Annotated in this window: 17 protein-coding genes; 9 read left to right on the top strand and 8 right to left on the bottom strand. The window is 63.5% G+C overall.

The features are described 5' to 3' along the window. Nucleotides 1-63: 63 nt before the first annotated feature. The 8 genes from BN976_RS04330 to BN976_RS04365 all read left to right on the top strand — a co-directional run bounded on the left by BN976_RS04330 (nt 64) and on the right by BN976_RS04365 (nt 8,472). Nucleotides 64-1,491 carry a cytochrome P450 gene (locus BN976_RS04330; protein ID WP_235621963.1) on the top strand — a complete coding sequence of 476 codons (1,428 nt, stop codon included), beginning with the start codon at nt 64-66 and terminating at the stop codon, nt 1,489-1,491. Further along, nucleotides 1,488-3,338 carry an acyl-CoA dehydrogenase gene (locus BN976_RS04335; RefSeq protein WP_036368233.1) on the top strand — a complete coding sequence of 617 codons (1,851 nt, stop codon included), beginning with the start codon at nt 1,488-1,490 and terminating at the stop codon, nt 3,336-3,338. The genes BN976_RS04330 and BN976_RS04335 overlap by 4 nt, the downstream gene beginning before the upstream one ends. Before the next feature lie 207 nt (nt 3,339-3,545). Continuing rightward, nucleotides 3,546-3,734, top strand: a complete 189-nt coding sequence (locus BN976_RS04340) for a hypothetical protein (protein ID WP_036368236.1) — start codon at nt 3,546-3,548, stop codon at nt 3,732-3,734. Between the two features lie 48 nt (nt 3,735-3,782). Further along, complete coding sequence (locus BN976_RS04345; protein WP_036368239.1) at nt 3,783-4,736, top strand: nucleotidyltransferase; 954 nt, start codon at nt 3,783-3,785, stop codon at nt 4,734-4,736. Continuing rightward, nucleotides 4,733-5,341, top strand: coding sequence for a ubiquitin-conjugating enzyme family protein (locus tag BN976_RS04350; protein WP_036368242.1), 609 nt, complete (start codon nt 4,733-4,735; stop codon nt 5,339-5,341). The genes BN976_RS04345 and BN976_RS04350 overlap by 4 nt, the downstream gene beginning before the upstream one ends. Continuing rightward, on the top strand, nt 5,328-6,626 hold the full coding sequence (locus tag BN976_RS04355; RefSeq protein ID WP_036368245.1) for a HesA/MoeB/ThiF family protein: 1,299 nt from the start codon (nt 5,328-5,330) through the stop codon (nt 6,624-6,626). Before BN976_RS04350 ends, BN976_RS04355 begins: the two co-directional genes overlap by 14 nt. After that, nucleotides 6,605-7,162: a Mov34/MPN/PAD-1 family protein gene (locus BN976_RS04360; RefSeq protein ID WP_084182196.1), complete on the top strand. Its 558-nt coding sequence runs from the start codon at nt 6,605-6,607 to the stop codon at nt 7,160-7,162. The genes BN976_RS04355 and BN976_RS04360 overlap by 22 nt, the downstream gene beginning before the upstream one ends. Further along, nucleotides 7,159-8,472: an SAVED domain-containing protein gene (locus BN976_RS04365; protein ID WP_036368247.1), complete on the top strand. Its 1,314-nt coding sequence runs from the start codon at nt 7,159-7,161 to the stop codon at nt 8,470-8,472. The genes BN976_RS04360 and BN976_RS04365 overlap by 4 nt, the downstream gene beginning before the upstream one ends. 113 nt (nt 8,473-8,585) lie before the next feature. On the opposite strand, the gene BN976_RS31945 is transcribed toward BN976_RS04365, so the two are convergent. From BN976_RS31945 to BN976_RS34265, 3 genes are all read right to left on the bottom strand, one after another. Next, nucleotides 8,586-10,211, bottom strand: a complete 1,626-nt coding sequence (locus BN976_RS31945; RefSeq protein WP_158498005.1) for an exonuclease domain-containing protein — start codon at nt 10,209-10,211, stop codon at nt 8,586-8,588. A 390-nt stretch (nt 10,212-10,601) separates the two neighbouring features. Then, the gene (locus tag BN976_RS32380) at nt 10,602-10,847 is read right to left on the bottom strand and encodes a type II toxin-antitoxin system Phd/YefM family antitoxin (RefSeq protein WP_145977908.1); all 246 of its coding nucleotides are present in this window, start codon (nt 10,845-10,847) and stop codon (nt 10,602-10,604) included. Between the two features lie 280 nt (nt 10,848-11,127). Further along, nucleotides 11,128-12,351 carry a TniQ family protein gene (locus BN976_RS34265; RefSeq protein WP_235621964.1) on the bottom strand — a complete coding sequence of 408 codons (1,224 nt, stop codon included), beginning with the start codon at nt 12,349-12,351 and terminating at the stop codon, nt 11,128-11,130. A gap of 143 nt (nt 12,352-12,494) precedes the next feature. Between BN976_RS34265 and BN976_RS04380 the strand changes: the two genes are divergently transcribed. After that, the gene (locus tag BN976_RS04380) at nt 12,495-12,731 is read left to right on the top strand and encodes a helix-turn-helix domain-containing protein (RefSeq protein WP_235621995.1); all 237 of its coding nucleotides are present in this window, start codon (nt 12,495-12,497) and stop codon (nt 12,729-12,731) included. A gap of 17 nt (nt 12,732-12,748) precedes the next feature. Here the strand turns inward: BN976_RS04380 and BN976_RS04385 are convergent, their stop codons facing one another. The 5 genes from BN976_RS04385 to BN976_RS04400 form a co-directional block, all read right to left on the bottom strand. Beyond that, entirely contained in the window at nt 12,749-15,322 is a 2,574-nt protein-coding gene (locus BN976_RS04385) for a TniQ family protein (protein ID WP_036368253.1), read from the bottom strand. Further along, a complete protein-coding gene (locus BN976_RS04390; protein ID WP_084182201.1) occupies nt 15,319-16,500 on the bottom strand; it encodes an ATP-binding protein in 1,182 nt (393 codons plus the stop codon). The genes BN976_RS04385 and BN976_RS04390 overlap by 4 nt, the downstream gene beginning before the upstream one ends. After that, a complete protein-coding gene (locus tag BN976_RS04395) occupies nt 16,497-18,665 on the bottom strand; it encodes a TnsB C-terminal domain-containing protein (RefSeq protein WP_036369184.1) in 2,169 nt (722 codons plus the stop codon). Before BN976_RS04395 ends, BN976_RS04390 begins: the two co-directional genes overlap by 4 nt. Further along, the gene (locus tag BN976_RS32390; RefSeq protein ID WP_235621966.1) at nt 18,665-19,492 is read right to left on the bottom strand and encodes a TnsA-like heteromeric transposase endonuclease subunit; all 828 of its coding nucleotides are present in this window, start codon (nt 19,490-19,492) and stop codon (nt 18,665-18,667) included. The genes BN976_RS04395 and BN976_RS32390 overlap by 1 nt, the downstream gene beginning before the upstream one ends. 989 nt (nt 19,493-20,481) lie before the next feature. Then, nucleotides 20,482-21,327, bottom strand: a complete 846-nt coding sequence (locus BN976_RS04400) for an SDR family oxidoreductase (protein WP_036368257.1) — start codon at nt 21,325-21,327, stop codon at nt 20,482-20,484. Between the last annotated feature and the right edge of the window lie 4 nt (nt 21,328-21,331).

Raw genomic sequence — 21,331 nt, forward strand, 5'->3', positions numbered from 1 at the left:
ACAGTGTTGATTGACCCGACACGACGCCGTACTATCGAGACATTCCCCACGGAAAGGGTTGCCTTGACCAGCTCGTTGAAGGACCACGTCCAGGAAGCCGCTGTCGCCCTGTTCGACCGCTTCCCCGCACGGACCAGACCGCTGGCCACGCCGCCACCGGGCAGTGGGCTCAAAGCTGTCATCGGCGACAGCGGGGCGCCCGGGGTCGGGTACGCACTCAATCTGACGAAGGACCCGGTCGGCTTCTTCCGATCGCGGTATGAGAAGTACGGCGAAATATCCTGGATCGGCGCGTTTGGACGCCGATGCGCCGTGGTGTTCGGACCCGAAGGGACCGAACGCGTGATCGCCAACCGGAACAAGGAATTCTCGGCGGAGCGCGGCTGGGGCTACTTCGGGAATCCGTTCTTCGCCGGCGGCATCCTGTTCATGGACGGCGAAGAACACCTGCATCATCGCCGCGTCATGCAGGAGGCATTCACGCGCAGCCGCTTGATCGGTTACATGCGTGAGATGGACCCGGAGATCAGCCGAACGGTGAAATCGTGGTCGCCGTCGGAGACGTTCCGGGTTTACCACCACATCAACCAGATGACGCTGGACGTAGCCACGAAGGTCTTCGTCGGGGCGGAAGGGCCCACCGAGGCCGACGGTTTGAACAAGCTCTTCGTCGAGTGCCACGGCGGCGTCACTTCAGTGGTCCGGGCCGATATCCCGGGCGGCGCATGGCATCGGGGTCTGGCGGCGCGTAAACAGCTTGAGGAGTACTTCTACGCGAAGCTGCCGGCCAAGCGCAGGAGCGCGAGTAACGATCTGTTCAGTGTCCTAAGTCGCGCCGAAACCGAAGATGGCGAGCGGTTCACCGATGAAGACGTCGTCAATCAGATGATCTTCTTTCAGCTTGCCGCCCACGAGACCACCACCATCACGACAGCGATGTTTGCCTACTTCCTCGCCAAATTCCCGCAATGGCAGGACCGGCTGCGCGCCGAGGCGCAAGCGTTGGGCAAGGAGCAGTTGGAGTTCGAGGACTTCGAGGCCCTGCCGACCTTTGAGTTGGCGTTCAAGGAAACACTACGGATGAACTCGCCGGTGGGCCTGATCGCGCGCGAGGCCACCAGCGACACCGAGATTCTGGGTCACTTCATCCCTTCGGGCACCCTGGTACTTCTTCCGGTGTTCTCCACCCACCGCATCGAACAGTGGTGGACCGACCCGGACACCTTCGACCCCGAGCGGTACACCGAGGAGCGACGCGAGGATAAGCGCCACCGATACATCTGGGCACCGTTCGGCGGACATGCCCACAAATGCATCGGCATGTACTTCGGCGGTATGGAGGTCAAGTCGGCGATCTATCACATGCTGTTGGAATACTCCTGGACGGTACCCGACGGTTACGAGCCGCCCATCGTCCACGGGACGGGACCACTCCCGTCCGACGGACTTCCGATCCAGCTACGACGGCTGCACCAGGGAGCATCCCAGTGACGCATTACAGGCCCAACGTTCGGGACCAGGAATTCACACTGTTCGAGGTCCTCGGAATCGAACGTGCCTTCGAGGCTGGCACATTCAACCACCTGGATGCCGACACCGCCCGCGACATGCTGCACCAGATAGCTCGCTTGTGTGAAGGCCCCGTTGCAGATTCGTTCATCGACGGCGATCGCAATCCACCGGTGTTCGATCCCGAAACACACTCCGTACTACTGCCCGCGTCCGTGGAGAAAGCGGTACGCGCCATCATCGACGGCGGTTGGGACAAGGTTGGCGTCGAGGAAGAACTCGGCGGCATTCCCATGCCTCGCGTCCTGTGTTGGGCCCTCTTAGAGCACGTCATGGGCGCCAACCCGGCGGTGATCTTCTACACCTTGGGCGGCTCGTTCACGAGCATCTTCTACAAGCAGGCCACCGACGAGCAGAAGAAGTGGGCAGCCATCGCCTCGGAGAACAACTGGGGCGCCACCATGGTGCTCACCGAGCCCGACGCGGGTTCGGATGTGGGCGCCGGCCGTACCAAGGCTGTCAAGCAGGAGGACGGCTCCTGGCACATCGACGGGGTAAAGCGCTTCATCTCCGCCGCGGATTCGGGAACATTGGTTCCGAATATTCTTCACTTGGTGCTGGCCCGCCCCGAGGGCGCCGGACCGGGCACCAAGGGCCTTTCACTGTTCTTCGTGCCGAAGTACCACTTCGACCCCGAGACCGGCGAACTCGGCGAGCACAACGGTGTCTTCGTCACGAATCTAGAACACAAGATGGGCCTCAAGGCATCCGCTACGTGCGAACTCTCGCTAGGCCAACATGGCGTTCCGGCCGTGGGCTGGCTGGTCGGCGAGGTGCATGACGGCATCGCGCAGATGTTCGACGTCATCGAGCAGGCCCGGATGTTGGTGGGCACCAAGGCGATCGCCACGCTGTCGACCGGTTACCTGAACGCGCTGGAGTACGCCAAGGAGCGTGTCCAGGGCGCCGACCTGACCCAGATGACCGACAAGACCGCGCCGCGCGTGACCATCACCCATCACCCGGACGTCCGTCGCTCGCTGATGACCCAGAAGGCCTACGCCGAAGGTCTGCGCGCGCTCTACATGTACACCGCCACCTTCCAGGACGCTGAGGTCGCCAAGGCGCTACACGGCGTGAACGCCGACCTCGCGGCACGGGTCAACGATCTGCTACTGCCGGTGGTCAAGGGTTTCGGTTCGGAGCAGGCGTACGCCAAGCTCACCGAGAGCCTCCAGACCCTGGGCGGATCCGGCTTCCTGCAGGACTACCCGATCGAGCAGTACATCCGCGACTCCAAGATCGACTCGCTGTACGAGGGCACCACGGCCATCCAGGCCCAGGACTTCTTCTTCCGCAAGATCGTACGCGACAAGGGCCAGGCACTGGCCTACGTGAGCGCGCAGATCGACAACTTCGTGAAGAACGAGACCGGCAACGGCCGCCTGAAGGCCGAGCGGGCGCTGCTGGCGACGGCCCTGGACGACGTGCAGGACATGGCCGCCACCCTGACCGGCTACCTGATGGCCTCCCAGAAGGAGCCGTCCGACATCTACAAGGTCGGCCTGGGCTCGGTGCGCTTCCTGATGGCCGTCGGCGACCTGATGGTCGGCTGGCTGCTGCAACGGCAGGCCGTCGTGGCAATCGAGAAACTCGCTTCTGGTGCCGGCCTGCCGCCATCGGCCAGTGGGGACAAACTGTTCTATGAAGGCAAGATCGGCGCCGCGTCGTTCTTCGCCAAGAACTTCCTGCCGCTGCTGACCAGCACCCGCACCGTGCTCGACGCCATCGACAATGAAGTGATGGAACTGGACGAAGCCGCCCTCTGAGCACCATCGACTGCGCCCACCGACGGCAAACCTAGCGCTGACTGGCCCACCGTCGAAGGCCTACTTCCGTCGCGTCACTCCCCTAGTCGGGTGCCGGTGTGGGAGATCCTATGGCCGCGATTGACCGACGCAACCCACGGATAGCGCCACTCAAAATCGCTGTATCCGTATGAGCCGACGGTGCCCACCACCAGGGAGGAGCCACCCATGTACACGCTGACCATCAATGACCACGGATGCGACGTGACCACGCTGCACGACACCCCAACCGCCGCCCAGGCCGCCCTGAACCGCGCCCGAAGACTTGGGAGTGACTGCCGACTTCAGCAGCGCGCCCCGATGGTTCGGTTCACCGGGAGCACACCGTGCGTCGCCGGCGTCGATCTGTCGGTATGACCGGCTACGTTTGATCCAGAGGTCGAGCGCAACGGTCAGGAGAGGCACGTGAGTGTCAACGACGCATTCAGGACGTTCCAGGATGTCGTTAACGCTGATATCGCGGTCGTACGCGAAGCGCGGGGTCGGCGAGACCTGTTCCGCGATGCGTTCAAGCCGCTGACCGATGTCGATGAGATCATTCCGTCGGGGTCGCTGGCGCGGGGCACCCAGAAAGATCCCATCCGGGACGTCGACGTCATTATCGTTTTTGCGGGCGGCGAGCACCCCGACTGGGGTGAGCAGGGCGCGTCCGCCAAAGACGCCCTGGACTACACCCGCGAACAGGTCCATGACCTGCTCGGCGCCACCGACGGCACCCACGCCCAGGAAGTGCGCCTGGCCAGGTGGCGCAATCACGCCGTTAAGTGTTTCCTGGATGACCCGAACGATCCCGATGCCTTCACCGTGGATGCCATGCCTGCGCTGCGGCGGGACGGAAAACTTCTCATTCCCCAAGCCGCCTCCGAGGAATGGATCAACGCCAATCCCGAGTACCTCATTGCTGAAGTCGCTGCTAAGCACGCTGCCTGGAACAAGTTCGCTGGATCGGTCCGGATGTTGAAATGGTGGGCCGCCGAGCAGAACATCAAGATCAAGTCCCTCGTCATGGAGGTCCTGGCGCTGCAATTCCTGCCGATCACCTCCTCGCAACCTTCGGCGATCACACAGTTCTTCGTCAGCGCCGCCTATCACATTGAAGGCGGCGGGGAGGTTGTCGACCCGGCCGGGCTATGCGGTCCCGTTCAGTCCGATCTTGATTTCGACCAGTTTGCGGATTGCCTGTCGAACGCGCGTGACAGCGCCGCCAAGGCCAGCCAGGCGCAGGTGAACAACGACACCAATTTCGCCATTTATCATTGGGGCACCGTTTTTGGAGACGAGTTCCCCCGCCCCGCCACCACTCCCATCTCAGTGGTTGCGCCGCCGCCGCGCCCCGTCAAGGACACGCCGCAGGGATGAGCACTGCGCCGCGCGGGACAACAAGCAAGGACCGTACGCCGATCCTGTGGATGGACGCGGAACCCGCCCGGCTACCTCGTGATCACGGTGACATCGCGGCCTTCGCCTCGCAGTTGAACTACTTTGGGCCGGAGTCGCCAAGCGGCCTGGTGTTTCCGCACGGCGGCTGGAGCGGAGAACTTCCGCGCTGGCCTTTCGACCGTGCCGAGCCCCCGGCGCTGACCGACCTCATCGGCGGGCGAGGCGTCACCGTGGTGATGGCTTACCCGGCCGCGTACCCAATGGTGCCGCCCATCATCTATCCCCTCGATCCTGAGCCGACGCTGCTGGAACAAACCCAGACTGCCTGGCACGTCGCACCCGGGGGTTCGCTGTGTTTGCTGCAGACCGTGGGTGCGTGGCAGCCCGACGCCAGCGTCACTGAGCTGCTGGCCAAGGCAGCCGGATGGCGCATTGAGTATGCCCTCATGAAGGCAGGCGCCATTACCGCGATGTCGATCAACGGGATCGTCTCGGATTCTTCCTACGACCACCTCATCGACCGCACTGTTCGCGCACAGCAGGACACCAGCTCCCAAAGCCAGGATCCCGATGTACCGCAGTGATCCCCATATTGTGTTGACCCGGGACGGCGCCACCAAGATCACCTCGTCGACACTAACGCGCGGCGGCCTCACGATGCGCCATGTGCCGACCGACAATCTATTCGTCGTCCACGCCGTCGACGTCGCTGAAGGTACGCGCACCCAAGTCGACATCCCGCGCGAATACACGACGCTACGCACCTGGGGTGATCAAACCCGCCCTGCCCAATGGATACGCAAGCCCACCGAGACGATCAACATCGACCACTTCGCCATGATCCGCCGACCCGGGGCCACAGCAGACTTCCAGGGATTCAAGACGATCATTCCGCGCCTTCTCGACCCAGGCACCAAGTACGGAATCCTGATCACCCACGACCCCGAGCTGACCCCAGAGCTACGCATCATCGGGGTCAGCGAATACGCCGGTTGGCTCATCCACCGCGATGGCGTGCGACCCATACACGTCGAAGTGCAACCCCGGACTATCGGTATCGCGCAACTCGCGGGCACATGGCCCATCGAACGCCTTGCGGCCAACTCGATCATGCTGGTCGGCTGCGGCAGCATAGGCAGCGCGGCAGCAGAAGCCCTGGCAGGTTATGGCGTCGGGCGCGTCGACCTAGTCGATCCCGACCGATTCCTCTGGCACAACATGCTGCGACACACACTCGGCCCTGAAAGCGTTGGCCGCTACAAGGTTTCGGCATTGCAAAGTCTTCTCAACCAGTCATGGCCATCCCAGGACGTCCGCGCCCACCGACTCGATGTCGTCGACGATGCACACCACATCCGGCGGCTTATTGAAGACGTCGACCTGATCTTATGCACCGCAGACGGCGTCGCCCCCCGACGGGTCGTCAGCCATCTCGCGCGCCGCAGCGGCAAGCCAGCCGTCCTCGCCTGCGTCCTTGATCACGGCGCGATTGGCGAAATCATCCGGCTCCGTCCCAGCCCCCGTTTCGGATGCCTACTGTGTCTCCGCAGCGCGCTCGCTGAGAACGGCGCGATGGACGCCGAGGCAGACCAGGAACTGGACTACGGGACGGGCAGCGCCCACCAACCCATGACAGCAGCCCCTCCGGACCTGCGCTACGTCGGCACCCTCGCCGGCAAGACCGCGGTCGCAACGCTACTGGAGTCGCTGCATGGCGACCACACTCAACAGCTGCCCGCAGAGCACGCCATCATCGGACTGCACCCCGGAGGCGACCTGCACCAACCCTTCGACATCGCCAAACCCGGCGACATACGCTGGTTGCCTATCCCACCCCCACGCACGAAATGTCCAACGTGCACCCCGTAAACAGCGACGCAGCCGCGGCGACGATAGGAATCACCCCGACCGCACTGACGACGATCGCTCAGGAATCATCGCGTTCACGCGACGGCCTGGAAGCCGTCGGTATCCTGCTCGGGCGCGAAACCGACCACAAACTCTTAGTCACCCGCGCCGGAGACCCTGGACCACAGGCACATCAAACGGAACGCTCGTGTGTTCGCGATCTCGGTCACGCTCAGCAGCTCGCAGCGACAGCATGGAACGCCGATCGCAGTGAGTGGATCCGCGAATGGCACACCCATCCCGCGGGTGGGCTCACGCCGAGCGACGTCGATATGCGCTCCTACCTTCGCCATCTACGCGAACCCGCGCTGCAATTTCGCCACTTCGAGTCGATCATCATCAGACAAACCGGCTGCTCCGAGTTTGCCGCCGCCACATGGCTCATCGAACGCGACAGCATCCGCATGCTGCCGCTTACCGTTGTGCACTCCGCCGCCGAGCAACCCCTCTGCCCCTCCGACCCAGAACCAACCTCGCACACTCGGAGCAAACAGTGAAGGCCGAGCCCGCCACCCCCGACCCGACAGGTCCCATTTTTATCTCATACCGGCACAGCGACGGAATAGACCTCGCCGCTGAACTGGCAGGGCTCTTGCGGGCCGCTGGCATTCCGGTGTGGAGAGACAAAGACGATCTTCCGCCTGGCGACACTGAACACCGCCTCACACAAGCAATTTCAGCGGGAATTAGCGGCGCAGTCATCGTCACCACCGCGGACATTGCTAACAGCACCGTCGTGAAATTCCTTGAAGCACCTCTATTACTCCAAATACATGATGACTACCCCGAGTTCGCACTCGCTGTCGCCAATGCCATTGAAAACGAGCACGGGTCACTGGACTACACGGCACCCGACAAGCTGCTGGGCGTCAAACCTGGCACGTTAGCAGGAGTCGACCAACACCGCGTCGACCGTGCGGAACTTCTCCACATCGTTGATCGACTCCTCAGGCAACGCGTAGCGAATCACCGCGCACACGTGGCCGATACGCACCTCTTTGAACTTAGCGTTCAGACCCGTAACGCGCCGCAGTCATTTGACCGCACGCTGGGCCAGCTCGACATCAGGCTACGGCCTGCCGGCCACGGTCGGTTGCCGAGCGCGGCCGGGTTGAGCGATCTGCGCGATACCATCGGCCTTCTTCCGGATGCGGTCACCCAATCGGCTGCCGAGCGCGTACGGATCCGCGGAGGTGCGCACCTGTGCGTTGCCTTCGCGCTTGGAGCCTCGCTCCCCTCTTCACGCATCGGACACATGGAAGTTTTTGATCAGCAGGGTAGTGCGTGGAGTAGTGCCGGCGAGGCCCGCTTCACTTCTCCGCCTCACATCTACGTCGAAAGGCAGGCAATCAACAGCGGCGTAGCAGCGCCGGGTCGCCGCGCCGTTGGCGTCTACCTGGACCTGCTCGCGCAGCGCAGTGACGCGGCTTTCGACCAATATCTCGAGGCCAACGACCAAGACCTCACCGCGTGGCAACACATGCGAAGCAGCGGAGGCGATCTCCTGGATCCTTCACTGGCCGGCGCCACCGCGGCGGACGCGGCCGCACACATCCGCGCTCTGGCCAACGATCACGCCAACGCCGACGTACACCTGTTGCTCCGGTGCCCCTTCCCCATCGCCATGCTGATGGGCAGACTCACCAACACCCTCCGTGTGGTCGCCTACGAGTGGGACGACAGCGACGACGGTATCGACGCCGACGGACGTCCCTGTTATGTGCCAGCCCTTCGCGTCCGCGCCTCCGCTGCCACGGGGGTCATCGAAGAAGTCCTACTCCGCGACACCCGGGACGATCGCTCCTGATTGTCAATACCGAAGCGTGGCGACCCGAACAGGCAGCGGGCAGCTCTGCGCCAGAGCTGACGGCGCGATGTGATTCGCCGGGCGTCGAAACACCGAGGCTGTCCCTGAAGCCGCTATGCGGGGACCTCTTCGCGCTTCGGTGCGCATTGCGGGCAGCGCAAGGGCCGCCTGCCGCGGGTGCGCGGCCGTTCCCAGCTGTCAAGGCATTCGGTACAGACCAGCGTTTCGATTGCCGGCGGCGTCGACGCTTTCGGTGGTCGACTTGCGCCGGCATCTTTCCGGGTGTGTGGTCGGCTGCCGCGGCACGAACCGCATAGTGGCGTGCTGGCGCGTCGTGCCGCCATCCAGGAGTGTCCGCAGCTGCCGCATACCTGTGCAATGCCAGGACTCGTGACGGTAGTGACCGGCAACGGATTTCGCGTAGCCAGAGCCCGGCGGTAGTCGGCGAATGACGCTACAGGGACGCCGAAGCGGCGAGCGGCGTCGATCTTGGTCGATTCCGATGCTGTGTCGGCGGCGATGAGAAGTCCACAGGTCTTGGTGAGCGAGTGGTGGGTGACAAGACCGAAAGCGCGTGCTTGCGGTTCGATGACCGTTTCCCGGTCGATGGGCTCGCCAAGCTCGTTGAGAGCGGCCCCAGTGAAGCACACCTTCATTCCGGGTTCCAGCGCAATGGTGGACTCAGTGAGCCGGTAGGCGTTGGTGCGTCGGTTGACCAGTCTTGTGTCTAGTTGGAGAAGTGCTGCGGCACGGTACAATTGGTCGAGCTCGGTGTCGGTGATGACCGAGTCTTCGAGTGCGGCGTCGATCAGGCCGTTGAGAAACTCTCGGTGTGCGCGTTCTCGCTGCCGGTCGTCGAGGCCGAGTTCGTCAGCAAGCGCGGAGAGTTCGGCTCGTTCCTCGGCAGTCAGCTGGAGGTCGCTGATGGCGCGGTCAAGCAGCGTCACGTACGGAGCGACATCGGGATCGGCGTGCACCCCTCGTGCGAGCTCCGCAAGATAAGGGACGTCGAGGGTCGCGCTACCGAAACCGTCGCGGGTAAGAACGCGCCGTGGTGCGGCGTGGCGCACAGGTATGACCGATGCGGGCGAACAGGAACCACTGAACACATCTGCGACCGCGAACAGCAATTGGCCGGTGGCACGGGCGTCCACGAGCGCGCGGTGGGCGTTGCCAAGAGTGATGTCGTACTCGGCACAAGCGACGGCGAGTTTGCATCCCGTAGCATGCAAAGTGTCGAGGCCGCGCCCCCAGTCGACATCGATACCGGCGCGGGAAAACTCCCGGTCGATCATGCGGGTGTCGAATCGCAAGTTGTGGCCGACCACGACAGCGCCGTGCAGGCGGGCCGCGAGATAGTGAGCAACATCGTCGAAACTCGGGGCATCAACGAGCATGGAGGCGGTGACGCCGTGAATCCACGTCGGACCGGGGTCGCGATGCGGATTGACCAAAGTATCGAACTCATCAATGACGGCGCCGGAGGGGTCCATGGTCACGACGGCGACCTCGACGACGCGGTCGACGTGGTACAGACCGGTGGTTTCGACGTCGATGACGGCGATGCGTTGGGCTCCGGCGAGAGCCTCCAACACAGACCGCCCCGAGTGCCCGGTGTCAGGGCCTTCAACGCTGGGCGGCGCGGTGTGGGTCCAGCCCGTCCACTCGGTGCCTGTCCACCATCGCAGGTCGGCTTGCTTCCATGGGTCTTGATACCAGCCTGGTGCCACGGTGCTCATCTGCAGGTCCTCCCCCATCGGTTCTGCACATCTGAGCGTAATGACAGAACTGAATCGTCTCGTGTGTTTTGCGTGGATGGCTAACCAAGTCATATGCGCGAAGCGCAGGCCTATCCTTGAGTACACGGCTTTGCCGAGACCCGAGAGGTTGGGACAAGTCACTGCGGAGCCGGTGGCGCCGAACGACGACCTGCTGAACGCTCAGTATGCGCAGCTGACAGAAGTTTTCGACGATGAGATCGCCAACGCTGAACGACGCGCGGCGCGCGATATTTACGCGCCAGTCGCACGCCAATCAGCAATTAGGCCCGCAGCACGCAGTCACCGTCCGTTGGCCGGGCACGTCGCAGTCCTTACTGCTGCGGTATCCGTATTCGGCCCGTTGAGCAGTCATCCGCCGTTGCTGACGGCGCGGTGCGTCTCGACCGGCACAAGCAGCGCCACCTCGCGCCCGCGACGAGTGATGACCAAGATGCGGCCCTGTTCGACTTCACCGAGGATCCGGCCGAAATGACGGCGCAATTCGGTGATGCCCACCCGCGGCACTAATGCATCAATCATCAGGGGCTGCGCAATCGTCTTGCGACCACAGAGAACGTTGGGTTTAGCAGCGGTGAGAGACAACGGGGCGGCCAAGTTCCGTTGTCAGTTCCGGCACGGCCTACGATAACGTCGCGAGGCTGGGTGAATCCGCGCAAATACGCAGCCGCGGAGCGGTGACGATGGGCAGCATCCGGATACGCCTTGTCCACGGTCACACTACTTAGCGTAGTGACATGCAACGACAGAAGCGCGAAAGTCGGCCGCGCCGCCGGTAGTCATTTCGTCACTGTGACGCGCGACTGGATGATGAATCAGATATCGACGCGGCGGCCCTGTGACGGCGGGCTTCAGCGCGAGTGGAGGTGATCGGCCGTCAGCGGCCCCAGCGAGTCCCCGAAGAGACCGCCAGGGAGTCAACCCGAGCCATAGCCCGTGCCTGGCGGTTCCTTTTGATGCTTTGCCTGGATTTGGCGGCTGTGGTGTCGTAGCGCCGCCGAAGCGTGAGCGTGCTGCGGACGTACTGGTGTGCGCGTTCGCAGATGAGGTGGGCCCTCGGTGTCAGCGCTTCGGCGTTGTACACGCGGTGGGCACCGGCGCCGGCGTAGGTGGAGATGAGAACGACTTCTGCGAGTAGGTGCGCAGCTGCGGACACATCGTGGGTATCCAGGATTGCCGCGGTGATTGCGGTGGCGGTGGCGATGTCGAGGGCGGCGGGGCGCGCAGCGGGGGCGGCTCTGTGCCCGCTGCTGGCTCCGCCTGCGATAGATACGTCAGCAAGCGCCTGGGGCATAGTCGTTCCCGCTGGCATGTTACCCAGGAGCGTAAATACATAGCGGGCAATGATTTTGACGTCCTCGAAAATGGCCTGCGGCGCGGGCTGAGTTGCTCTGTACACGCGGAGTGGAGCTCGGCGTCCAGCGAGCAGAGCGTTCACGAGCCGTTGGCTGTGCACCATCGCGGCGTTGACAGGCTCAACGCATTCCTGATCCTGGCCGAGGTCGGCTCCGCAGCACGCCCGCTCCCCCGACGAGTCGCGCACGGGTTCAGCACACCGGTCGAGCTGGGGCATCTGACTCCCAGGAGGGCGACCACGTTGCCGCGCAGCACAAGTCGGGCAGAAGTCCTGCAGTGAACGGTTATGGGTCAGGCAGACGAAGGTCCAGTTCAGGCGCCAGGCAAGTAACCAGCGCCCGCCGGTATCGGTCAGGCATTGCGGACACCAGCGCGAGTGCGCTCGCCAGGCCCAGGTCGAAGACGGTAACGTTTGCGCCCCGCGGAGGGCACTGTCCGGGTTGCCAGTGCACGGGAAGGCCAGTGCGGCAACAACTGCGGGATCGCATCCGGTGACTCCGGCGATACGGTCAGTGTCGGCGAAGTCGAGCAGGCGCATCCAGGCCCCGTAGCCCGAATGCGCTATAGCGCAACGCTCGAGGACTGTCCGACGGGAAACACCATGCCGGAACGCGATGGCGTCAAGCCAGGAGTCCAGCGCCTCCCCCGGGATCGGTCCCACCCACAATGGGAAGCTCCGTCGCCGGCCCGGCGACAAGACTGGACGCGATGTGGGCCAATAGACGCGCGAATCGGACCCATCCATCGACGCAGCGATAACCAAGGATAATTGTATCGCAAGCAGTACATTGATTGGGGCACTCTTTGATGAGCAGACTTTTATGTACCACGGGTGGCTACTTATGGGATGCCGACACGAGTTCTGAGGATGATCCCGAGCGCGCCCAAATGTGGCAGCGTCGACGTGCGCTAGTGGGTGGGCGGATTCGCGCCCTGCGGTTAGAGCGCGGGTTGTCGCAGGAAAGTTTGGCGTTGGAGTCGGGCATTGCGCGCAATCAGCTGATTCAGATGGAGCATGGGCGGCGTGGGGTGTTGATAGAGCGGGTGTACGACATCGCCGAAGCGCTCGGAGTGGCCGTTGGTGAGATCGTGGTCGACGACCCCGGGGCACCGCGGCGACCGTAGTCCGGGGACTGGCACGGTCAAGGCCCGCCCCACTCGGCAAGTTGGGCGACGGCGACCAGTACCTCCTCGCCGAAGGCGGTGCATCTCAGCGGTCCGTGGACGAGAAGCCGTGCGCGGAAGTCCTTTTCCAGCCGTGAGATGCAGCTGCCGGTGGCGGCAACGTTGATGCCGAGATGGTGTCCGGCGTCGGTGAGTGTGGAGAACTGCGCGATGATGGCGAATCGCTGCAGCCGCTCCCATCCGCCGTGCCCGACGAGTGCCGGAACGAGGAGGTCGGGAACGTTCGGGTTCGCCCTTACCTGGGATTCGGTGCGCCGACGCACGGTGCGCAGCGGTGACCTGTACGGTTCGACGAGCCTGACGACCGTAGCAGCCCGGATGTGTAATTCTCGGGCTAGTTCGGCGCAGCTGCGCTTCTTGAGGACGTACTCGGTGTAGAGCCAGTCGCCGTCCACGGGGGGAGTTGCTCGCCCGCCTGGTCGACGCAGCGGGATGCCGTAGTCGCGGGCTAACCGTGCGATTGTTTTTCGGCCAAACCCCGTGGCGGCTTCGATGTCGGCGAGGCTGCGCTGCTGTGCGGTGTAGAGGTCGATAAGACGGTCTCGCGGGAGTGCTCGGGCCGCATCCTGGTACACCGTTCCTGGTCGTAGGGCGCCGGGTCGGGGTGTCCACGCCGGTCGCGGCTTGGCTGGTGCGGGATGGTGTTCGAGGACTGCGCGGACCAGATTGGCGTTGACGCCGAGGCGCTGGCTGGCAGCGGGGATGCTGCACTGCTGGTCCCGGATCAGGCGATGAAGCTCGCCGAGATCGATATCGGTGTCGCTACCACCGGGCAGCGTTCGGTGCCTGAGCAGGCTCAGCGGGGGTGCCCACACCACCGGTTCGTCTCGGATTCCCTGCTGGTGCAGGAAGCGCAACGCATAGTCATCGAGAACTTCTAGCAGGTGCGGGGTAAGTCGGTGCGGGAACTGGCCGAGCGCCGCGTTGGTGCGCGGGGCGCCGCGACGCGGTGCGGCGGTGCCGCAGATCCGGTGCTGAAGGTAGGCACGCGTGTGCGCTGCGGGACGTGCTGGCCGACCGGCCTGTCGGCAGATGGCGTTCCAATCCACCTGGGGTAGCAGAGCGCCGTAATTGAGGCTTCGGCGCTGTTGATAGTCGATGGGACTGTCGTGGGTGTCCAGGTAATCGGCGAGCATGCCCACCGCTGCACGGATCTCCGGCCAGCAGGGAGACTCCTTGAAGCGCCACAACCGGTACACCGCCTGGCGGTGGGTCAGGGGAATGCTGAGAAGTGCCGCGGCGTCCGCGATATCGAGATCGCTGCCGACCAGCAGCACTGCGGCTGCCAGCACGGCCCGCGCACTAGCGAGTCCCAGCGTGGGTGGAGTCAACCGGAGCGCCCAGTCCGGCCAGAGCGCCGCCGGAAGACGACGCAGCAATCGCCGCTGCCGCTCCACGTTAGTGGGGTGCTTTCGTGGAAACGGGGAGTCGAGGCGGTAGTTCAGCTGTTGCACGGGGGTCAGACGATCTCCGAGCGCGGTGTAGTGCAGCCCCTGCAGTACCGGACTTGGCGTCGGGCCGTCCACCCGACCGATGCGTTCCTGTTCATGTAATACGTAGCGCGAGACCTCGTCGGGCAGCGCGGCCAGGGGTGCCGCGGCGGACTGCAGATCCGACTGATTGAGCAGCGTGATCGCGGCGGTCGCTGCGGCCGCACTTTCGATCACCGATGCTGCGATGCCTCCCGTAGCGCCCGCAAAAGAGTTGTTTTGCAACTGCTTTCGGTACAGGGTGGCGAGGTCAGCCGGTAACAACAGGTCGTCGAGGTAGGCGCCCTTAGTGGCCGAGAAGATGCCGCGTCCGAGGAGGCGGATATCACCCAGGACAACGGGTACCGCGGTGGGGTGAGCGGCGTAGAGCCCAAAAAGGCCCTGCTTACTATTTAGCAGATTGTCCAGGATGCCTTGGGCACGCAGTGCGGGGTGATCGGGCGGCAGGTCGATGACGGGGGTGGTGGCCAAGTCGGCGTCGCAGCGCGGCCGGCGTCGCTGCCCCGTCGTCGTGGCGTCCGGGTAGGCGCAGTGAACGGGGCGCGGCGGCACCGCGTCGGCAAGTAGCCGCGCGCGCTGCCGTCGGCCGCATCGTGGGCAGCGCTCCGCGAGCAGACAGTGATGCTGCAGGCAGGCAAAACTCCACAGCAGCCTCCACCGCAACAGCCACGCTCCCCCGCTGGCGGCTAGGCAGTGCGGACAGAATCGCCACCCGTCGCCGTGATGACGCGGCGTGATGGCGGTAAACGTTGGGGTCGCATCCGGGCGCAGGGTCACCGCCGGTAGGTAGCGGACCAGTGTCATCGCGTGGACTTGTGCCGGTGAGGCACCGGTGGCGGCGCTGATTCTTTGCGCGGTGTCATCCGTGCCGGCGATAGTGCTGACGGCCTTGCGCAGATCTCTTGTCATGTCGAGGCCCAGATGCTGGTAAAGGTCCTTGAGTGCAATGCCGTGGCGCACTGCCGTGGCCTGCAGCCAAGAATCCAGCGCCTCGCCCGGCACGGGTGCTGTAGCCAGCGGCAGCACGCGGACCGTGGTCATGGTGGCGACGTGGCGGCCCGCAGGCGTGTGGTTTTCCGGCCGGTGCGAAACGCGGCCTGCAGCTCGCGACGGCCCAGCTCAGCGGCGCTATCGATGCGACACGTGTCGATCAGGTCGGCAGTGAGTTTCTCGGTACCGGTGCGCATCGCTTTCTGACAGGCCAACCTGATCAGCGCCATCAGCGACCCGATGTGACCGGTGCTGCGCACGAACAGCTGATCAGACAGGTCGTCAGCCAGCATGCCCGGATACTTCTGGGTCAGCAGCAGCCGCTGTTCCAAAGTGAGCAGAAGCTCGCGCCAGCGTCGCCGCTGCGTCTCAGTGTCCACACGAAACGGCGACATATCCACCGGCGTCGTGCAGCGCAACAGCTGCTCCATCTCGTGATCGCGGTACGCGTTGCGGTCATCAAGAAGCGCGTTGCGTTCGTGCAGCCCAATCCCGATCAGAAGTACTGTCAGCGGGAATTCGTTGGCGATGTACTTGAACTGGTTGCTCAGGTCGGTCATCCGTTCATGGCGGCCCCGCAAGAAGTGCAGATCATCGATGATCAGCAGACGTGTCTCACACGACGACACATCATCGAGCGCACACCGCAGAAGCTGCTGCGCGCTGGCCCGAGACACACCGGGATGAGCGTAGAAATCGCACAACGCTGCGTTGAACTCGCGGGTTCCGGTGGAGGCGGTCATACCGATCCGGCATACCGGCCACCGCTCGTCGCCCGCGCGGGTGGTCACTCCGTAGCGCTCGATGTGTCGACGGTGCACGCGCTTCCCGAAGACCCGCGATACCGTACTTTTCCCCAGTCCGGGCAGACCACTGAGCGCGATCAGGGGTTTGGCGTCCTCACCGGTCTGACAGTTGCACGCGACGAAATCCTCGAGTTGTTCGAGCACCGATTGGCATTCGGCGGTCATCACCGTGCCCATCTGAGCATGCCAGCGGCGGCGCTGATCGTTGTAGTCCCCTGCAGCAGATGCACTCAATCGCCGAAGCGCTTTGTTGGACAATAAATCTGGCCTGTCCAGCGGGGGCGCCTCGACCATCGCGCGCCATCCCTCTTTGCGCGCCAAGGTCAGGTTGTCCAGGTATTCACGCGGGTTTCGGGGATCTGGTTTACTGCGCGCGCGTGCCCCGGTCGTCTGCTTGGAATGCGGGGAGGCGCCTGCTGTCATTGCACCTCCAGCACAGCGTCGTAGAAGCTGCCGTGCTCCAGCGGCGGTTCGTCGGCATCGTCGAGAACATCCGGCTGGTCGGGTTCGTCGTCGAGATCATCAGCAAGGGCGTCTGCAGACCCGGCCGCAAGGCCACGCTGCCCCGGTTGACGATCCAAGGCTGTTGTCAGCGAACTCAATTCGGAGCTTGATGGCGCGGCGAGATCAGTGATGAGTCCCGACTGGTCGCGGGCCACCCGGATGGCCATCCGCCGCTCGGCCATGGAGTTCCCGACGGTCAGTTTTCGGCGTTCCAGAAAGCTGGTAATGGCCAGGGGGTCGTCGACGTATCGGTTCTGCGCCTTGGCCAACTGCCGCTCGAATCGCAGTATCTCCTCGCTCATCGGCGCGTCAAGCATGTCGGCGTGCTCCCACGTGAGCTGATGCCAACGTTGGTTGCGCTGATCGCGGAAGAACACCTTGGTGATGTCGTCAACGTTGTAAGCGATCGGCCACTTCCCGTTCGGGTACGGACTTTTCTCCTTCGCCCGGCCGGCGACAATGTCACCTTTATAGATTCGGCCGTCTATTTCGATGCCATAGTGCTGGATGGTGCGCCACGCCACCGGGAGAAACTCATACGCCAGATCGGGGTCCCTCGGGACCTCGAGGTAGCCGGCGCGCGCCACCCCGTGGGCGAACATCTCCGCTGGGGTCATGTGCAGGCCAGGAACACAGAAACCCGTCAGACTGTCATGGGACGTGTGGTGATAGATGACCGCGATCCATTCGCGGATGATGGCCTCGAGTTCATCGAGATAGAACCAGGAATCCTGTTCTGGCGACAGTCCGCGGGCGAAGACGTCTTGGCCCTTATAGCCGGGTAGTTCCTGCAGCAGGCCAACTCGAAGCGTGTTGAAGAACCGCTCCACTGGTCCTTTGTCGCGGGGTTGGCGCAGCCGGGCTGGCTGAATCGAGATCCCCAAACGCTGGCACACGCTGTTGAGGTGAGCGCTGACATAGATTTTGCCGTGATCGACGATCAGTGTGTCGGGCACCACCGCCGGGGTCGCCGCCAACACGCTATTGGCATCCAGCACTTGCTGTTCGACCAGGACCGAGCGCGGTATGCCCCGTGGAGGCCACATCGCCTCAGCGGGCCAGTCCCGTCCCGCCGGGCGCGGTCGAAACGTCTCGTACAATGCCGCGGCCGCATCGATAGACTTCGTGGACACCGGGGTTAGACGCAATCCGGTGATGCAGCGGCTGTACCAATCCATCGCCACCGTCAGCTCGGCATTGATCCACGTCAATGTGTGGGGGTCCATCGCGAACACGTCCAGGCGGGTCGTGTCCATCAGCAGGTACTCCCCCGGCCGCATCGGAGCAAGCTTGCCGTACACCTCCTTCGACCGAGCAGCGACGTCACGGTTACGTTTCGTGCTGTACTTGAACAACGGCTGCTGGTCTTCGAGCTCACCCAAAATTCGGTACGCTGTACTCTGTGAGGGAATCTTCACGGCGCCGACACCGAACCGCGCTTCCAACCGAGCGCGCGTGCGCCGAATAATCAAGTCCTCGTTGGGTTTCGATAGATCTAGGTACTCGCCCATGACCTCCAGCGCCGTCTCACGCCACCGCGGATCCTGACGTCCGCCGATACCGGGCTGAACCTCACGTTGCGAGATCAACCCTGCCTCTCCATGAGCACGGTATAGCTGCACCCACCGTTCGATGGTGCGGTAGGCCACGCGCTGCCCGGCAGCGCGTAACTCGAAAGCCTTCGCGTGGTAGCGCTCCGTCAACGGAATCTCCTGACGGTATTCAGGTTTCGGCTCCCACGGTAACGCGGTCTCGGCACAGCCCGAGCGGTATCCGGTCAGCACTTCTCGCGCGTGCGCAGCACGGTTACAAGCTCGCTGCCGCGCAGCGGCAGGGACCGCTGCCAACGTAATGCTGGCCGCTTCCCCAGCACCCAGCGCAACCTCATCAGCATCAGTCAGGATCACGCTGCGGTCACTCATGAGTAGTTCACGCAGCGACAGACGCCTGATCGTGTCGCCGCGTAGCGCTTTAGCGAGAACTTCCAACGAGTCACCGGCGACGTGCATCTCGACGATCTCGTGCGCCATGCCCTCATACTGGAAGCGGGTTCCGGTTCTGATCGGTGTCGACGCCCGCGTCATCACGCCGCACCCAAGACGGTGCAAGGACGCAACGGACATCCCAAGTCAACCGAAAGCTCGTGATTCCACAACGTATGCAGTAGCGCGCTACACACCACCGGCCGAGCTCCCGCCCTACCGAGCACCCGTAGCGCGTCGTCGAATCGTAGGCCAAACAACTCTGTACGACGAAACCGTATTTCGCGCAGAGTATCTCGTGAGATGTAGCGTAAACGCCGATACCCCGCAAGGAATCGGATGTTTCGCATGATTACAGGGGGCGGCTCGCTGCAGACCCGGTACTCCCAACCCAATGAGTTGACTACCTCACGCGTCCACGAACATAGCTCGCCGGCAGCCGGGTCCTCTGCAAGCCGCCGTGCCCGGACAACATCGACCACTACCAAACCCGTTGTCGTGCGGAGCAAATAGTCTGGAATATGGCGGCGACGGTGACCGTTGACCACTGCCTGCAATAAGAATGGCTGAGCGACGATCTGAAGCACCGTAGGATCAAAGTCGGCCATCAGAAGCGCTGATAGCTCTAACCGCGACTCATAGATGACATGGCTGGCTTCCGTTGCCGCCCAATAGCTGCCCGAATAATGACGTTGCCCCTCGTACCACCGAAAAGTCCGCCACGGACTCGCGGCGAATAAGACAGACTCCGACACGCCCGTCACTGACCAACGCTCAACCTCCCCCTCCAAGGACCGCACATCGACGGTCGCAGACTCAACATCAACGTCGACAGCCCCCTCGCGGATCCAACCTTTAGCCAGCGACTCACCCACCCACGGCCGCCCAGCGACCGCAGCGTCGGAGCCTTGAGAACCCGGCGCAGACATCTGATCACCCCCGCCACAGTTGGCGTGCAACCAGCTTGCGCGCTCCACCAGGGGACGGGCAAGAGGTTGAGCCCCATTGCGGCAAAACAAGTCGCCCAAAGGTCATACTTATTCTCATCCAATTGGCGGATCCGCCACCAGCCGCCATCGCAAATGAGAATCCGCCACGCAGAATGAGAACCGACAAGAACCTGTAGGTTGCCAAACTGCATGGCATTTCCCACCGTGTCGACCTGGGTGAGGAGCGCGTTGTCACAGGAATGGCGTGTGCTTCATTGTCATCTAAATGGCGGATCCGAGAATCGAAAAGCCATCCGCTATCAGCAGCCGCGCGGCGGGCACGTACCCTGGCACCTCTGAGTTATGAGCCGGCCGATTGCAGTCTCGCGTTTCTAACGTGGCGGTCAGAAGTCGGTTCGCGTCTCGTGTGTCACGCCGTGCCGTTGCGGGGTCCACCCCGTTGCGCACAGTTTCGTTCCTAGATCTGTTCACAAAAAGGCGCCGCCGGAGGATGCGTGGGGCGGGCCGTGCTGCGCCCACGGCTCCCCGAAGAGATCTACCCGTCACGATCCGTCGCTCAGCAGTCCCCACCGTTAACGCCCTGGATGGTTCACCGGCTTCCCGGCGCATCGGGCCCGTGCGCTGACCGTCGCCGCGCACCGCAAAGGCCAATCGCCAGGACTTCGAAGCGATCGCCTCTCGATCGCGCGCAGCGCCTACGCTGTCGTCGAATCCACGTCGGCGCGGTGACCAAGTACAGCGCGCGCGTGGCGTTCGCCGCCTACGCCGACACCCATTCACTCGGCGGCTTCGATTCGCGCGCTGTTAGACGAGAAGCACCCTGAGTTCTCTACTGTTCGTACGTCAAGCCCGCTTAGCCAGATCAGAAGCGGCAGTCGGCCCGAGCCGGCGACTACACCACAACGCAGAAGGTTTTTTGAAGCGCCGTAGCGTCCGCGAAGGCGCTGAAACGGCGGGCCGTAGTAACGTTAGCAACGTTGCCGTAGAAACGAACGAAGGCTTTGCGGGTCTCGGCCGGTGATGGCGCAAACGTCATCGGTGACGTCGCCGAAATCCCCTGCGGCTATGGCCAAGTAGGTCGAGACCCACGCGTCGCACTCCCACTGCGGGGCATCCCAGCGGCGGCGAGACTCGTAGGCCTCCGCCACGGTCTCGTTGTGGAACGACACCGTCCTGCCGGTCGCTTCGGAGATGGCCTCGGCGACCTCAGTCAGCGTCAATGCCTCCGGGCCGGTGAGGGTGTAGGTGGCGCCGAGGTGAGCGGCCGGATCCTGCAACACGACCGCGGCGACGGCGGCGATATCGGCTCGGGTAACGGACGCCAGTCGGCCCTCGCCCGCCGGTCCCCGCAGCACGCCGTCGTCTCCAACCAGTTCGGGAAGGACGTCGGTGTACAGGCTGTTGCGCAGGAACGTATAACGAAGACCGCGGTCGATGATGTGCTGCTCGGTCGCCCAGTGGTCTCGGGCGAGAGTGAAGACGGCGTCGTGGGCGGCGGCATTGAACGACGTGTAAACGATGTGACCGACTCCTGCCGCAGCCGCGGCGTCGACGAACGCACAGTGCTGGTCAAGACGGTCAGCGCTTTCTGCGCCGGACACCATGAACAGTACGTCGACGTTCGCGAGGCTTTCACGGGTGCTGTCGTCGTCGGTGTAGGTGCTGCGGATTGCGACAGCATCGCGTATGTCCGGAGCTTTCTGCGGTTTGCGCGCCAAGAGCCGCAGACTCACTTTGCGCTCCGCCAGCCGCTGTGCGATCAACCCGCCGAGCTGCCCGGTCGCACCGGTGAGCGCCATCGATGGATAAGACATGGGC

This window comes from Mycolicibacterium austroafricanum, from assembly GCF_000612725.1.
GTDB classification, from domain to species: domain Bacteria; phylum Actinomycetota; class Actinomycetes; order Mycobacteriales; family Mycobacteriaceae; genus Mycobacterium; species Mycobacterium austroafricanum.

What these genes read in the sequence shown, in the direction of transcription:
- BN976_RS04340 (WP_036368236.1), top strand. Translation starts at nt 3,546, where the DNA reads ATGTACACGCTGACCATCAATGACCACGGATGCGACGTGACCACGCTG.
- BN976_RS04350 (WP_036368242.1), top strand. Translation starts at nt 4,733, where the DNA reads ATGAGCACTGCGCCGCGCGGGACAACAAGCAAGGACCGTACGCCGATC.
- BN976_RS04355 (WP_036368245.1), top strand. Translation starts at nt 5,328, where the DNA reads ATGTACCGCAGTGATCCCCATATTGTGTTGACCCGGGACGGCGCCACC.
- BN976_RS04360 (WP_084182196.1), top strand. Translation starts at nt 6,605, where the DNA reads ATGTCCAACGTGCACCCCGTAAACAGCGACGCAGCCGCGGCGACGATA.
- BN976_RS31945 (WP_158498005.1), bottom strand. Translation starts at nt 10,211, where the DNA reads ATGAGCACCGTGGCACCAGGCTGGTATCAAGACCCATGGAAGCAAGCC.
- BN976_RS34265 (WP_235621964.1), bottom strand. Translation starts at nt 12,351, where the DNA reads ATGGATGGGTCCGATTCGCGCGTCTATTGGCCCACATCGCGTCCAGTC.
- BN976_RS04380 (WP_235621995.1), top strand. Translation starts at nt 12,495, where the DNA reads ATGTGGCAGCGTCGACGTGCGCTAGTGGGTGGGCGGATTCGCGCCCTG.
- BN976_RS04385 (WP_036368253.1), bottom strand. Translation starts at nt 15,322, where the DNA reads ATGACCACGGTCCGCGTGCTGCCGCTGGCTACAGCACCCGTGCCGGGC.
- BN976_RS04390 (WP_084182201.1), bottom strand. Translation starts at nt 16,500, where the DNA reads ATGACAGCAGGCGCCTCCCCGCATTCCAAGCAGACGACCGGGGCACGC.
- BN976_RS04395 (WP_036369184.1), bottom strand. Translation starts at nt 18,665, where the DNA reads ATGACGCGGGCGTCGACACCGATCAGAACCGGAACCCGCTTCCAGTAT.
- BN976_RS32390 (WP_235621966.1), bottom strand. Translation starts at nt 19,492, where the DNA reads ATGTCTGCGCCGGGTTCTCAAGGCTCCGACGCTGCGGTCGCTGGGCGG.
- BN976_RS04400 (WP_036368257.1), bottom strand. Translation starts at nt 21,327, where the DNA reads ATGTCTTATCCATCGATGGCGCTCACCGGTGCGACCGGGCAGCTCGGC.